The 2,518-nt window shown below is 73.0% G+C and carries 1 protein-coding gene and 1 pseudogene; both read left to right on the top strand.

Going from position 1 to position 2,518, the window contains the following annotated elements; genetic code table 11:
- Positions 1 to 12 precede the first annotated feature (12 nt).
- Entirely contained in the window at positions 13 to 1,260 is a 1,248-nt protein-coding gene (locus tag ADX84_RS24970; RefSeq protein WP_049579927.1) for a site-specific integrase, read from the top strand.
- A gap of 152 nt (positions 1,261 to 1,412) precedes the next feature.
- Positions 1,413 to 2,518 (top strand): annotated as a pseudogene (locus tag ADX84_RS24965) (hypothetical protein); the annotation flags it as partial.

Below are 2,518 nucleotides of genomic sequence, written 5' to 3'. Positions count from 1 at the left end.
ATGAGGGCCACAATGGAACCCGTGGACACCACCAACCCCTCCCCGACACCCGAACCCCAGGCCGAGATCGCCCTGCCCACCACTGTGCGGGCCCGCCTGGAACACCTGGACACCGGCGTCCTGGTGGACACCCGCGCCCTGGAACGGGTCCGCGAGCGCTTCGACGCCGAACAGGCCCACACCCTGGGCCGGTACCTGACCAACGCCCAGTCCCCGGCGACACTGCGCGCCTACCGCGCCGACTGGACCTCCTTCGGCGCCTGGTGCCTGGCCGAGCAGCGCACCTCCCTGCCCGCCGACCCCGTGGACGTGGCCGTCTACCTGGCCGCCTGCGCCGAACAGCGCGGCGAGGACGGCACCACCTGGGCGTTCTCCCCGGCCACCCTGGAGCGCCGCTCGGCCGCCATCGCCGCCGTCCACGGCGCCCACGGCCTGGACTCACCCACCCGCGCCGAGGTGGTGCGCATGACCCTGCGCGGCATCCGCCGCACCCGCAGGGCCCGCCCCCGCCGCAAGGCCCCCGTGGTGCTGAGCACCCTGGAGTCGATGCTGGCGGTGCGCCCACCCGAGGGTCACCCCGGGGGTGTGGCCCGCAGACGCGACGCTGTACTGCTGCTGACCGGCTTCGCCGGGGCGCTGCGCCGCTCGGAGCTGGCCGGGCTGAGCTTCGACGACCTGGAGCTGCGCACCGACGCCGCCTCCGGAGCACCCACCCTGGTGGCGTCGCTGTGGGCGACCAAGACCGACCAGGAGGGCAGGACCCACCAGCGCGTGGCACTGCCCCGGGGACGCCACCGCCTGACCTGCCCGGTGTGCGCCGTGGCCGACTGGTCGGCGCTGGTGGTGGTGCACCGCGACGGCGGCAACGAGGCCGTGCGCGCCTGGCTGCGGGACCCCCGGCCCCCCGAGTCCGGGCCCACCCACTCCTGCCAGGACCTGAACCGTCTGGAACTGTCCGACGGCACCGGCCGACCACTGCTTCCGGCCGTGGACCGGCACGGCCGCCCGGCCGAGAAGGCGATGACCCCCAAGGCCGTGGGCAACCTGGTCAAGCGCTACGCCGAGCGGGCCGGGCTGGACCCCGACGACTTCGGCGGGCACTCCCTGCGCGCCGGGTTCGCCACCCAGGCCGCCCTGGGCGGAGCCAACGACCGCGAGATCATGCGTCAGGGCCGCTGGACCAACGCCCAGACCGTCCACGACTACATCCGCACCGCCAACCCGTTGGAGGACAACGCGGTCACGCGACTGGGCCTGTGACCCCGCGCGGGCCGTGTGAGCTGCCACTCAACGAACACTCGCTCATCTCGAATCACCAACAAACCCACCATCAAAGCCTGATACAGCCCGTTAAAGTGCGATCCTTCCCTGATGAGACATTAGGTTGGTTGCGTGAGAAAGGGGACGGACCCATGGTCGACGAGTTTCGCGCGGCATTCCAAGAACTGATCGACGCCTCCGTCGCCACCGACCCCCAACAGTTCCCACCCGCCGTCCACAAGGTCTACCTCCTGGCCTCCCAGATCCCCGCCTCCGAACGGGAACTGGCCCTGGAGGCCCTGACCCCCCTGCTCTCCGGAGACCACGCCGCCCCCGGCATCATCGCCGACCTGTCCGTGGTCGCCGGAGCCCTGGTCGAAATGGGCACCGACCCCGGCCCCGCCGGCATCGAGACCCTGCACAGCCTGCGCACCATGGGCAAGGGCGCCATCGTCTTCGTCCGCGCCTGGGAACGCACCGGCGGCGGACCCCCACCCGACCCCGACGCCGTCACCGCCGACGCCGAAGCCCGCGTGGCCGCCGAACTGGGACCCGACGCCCCCGCCGCCACCATGTGCTGGTGGACCATCCGCCGCCACGGCCTGGCCGCCCGCACCATGCTGGGAGAGCCCGGCGTCCGCGCCCACACCAGAGGCGACCCCTCCCTGCACGCCGACCTCGCGGCGATCGCCAACCAGCTCAGCGACCTGCTCGCCGAGTTCGACGAGGTACGCGCCCTACTGCGCATGGCCGAGGCCTCCTCCGCCCTGGTCATGGACCGCACCTCCGGCCGCGCCTTCCGCGTCCTCTTCGACGGCATCAGCGACAACTTCCAACTCCACACCCTGCTCGCCGACGCCCTCATCGGCCCCCGAGGCCAGGGCCTGCCCGGCGAGGCCCCGGACCCGCGCTGGACCGCCTCCTTCCGCGACGGCCCCGTCGACCCCGCCGCACAGACCGTGTGGGGCTGGTGGAACCTGGTCGCCCACGACGGCGCCTGGGTCTGGAACGAGGGCGTCCCCGCCGAGATCCCCACCATCGACGGCGAACACGTCCTGGTCCTGGACGAACAGCCCTACCCGCGCTCCTGGAACGCCGGACGGCGCCTGCCGCACGTACGCGGCTGGTTGGAGGTGGACTCCGAGCTCGACGCCGAGGACGCCGCCCTGTGGTGGAACCGGGTGGCCCCGGCAGAACCCGCGCACGCGCTGGGCCTCGGCCGCGGGGGTGTGCAGCACGACGGGTTCGGGCAGGGGGG

Source organism: Nocardiopsis sp. SBT366 (assembly GCF_001083815.1).
Lineage (GTDB): Bacteria > Actinomycetota > Actinomycetes > Streptosporangiales > Streptosporangiaceae > Nocardiopsis > Nocardiopsis prasina.
The sequence above is the reverse complement of the archived record's forward strand: the minus strand, read 5'-3'. Positions and strand labels throughout refer to the sequence as shown.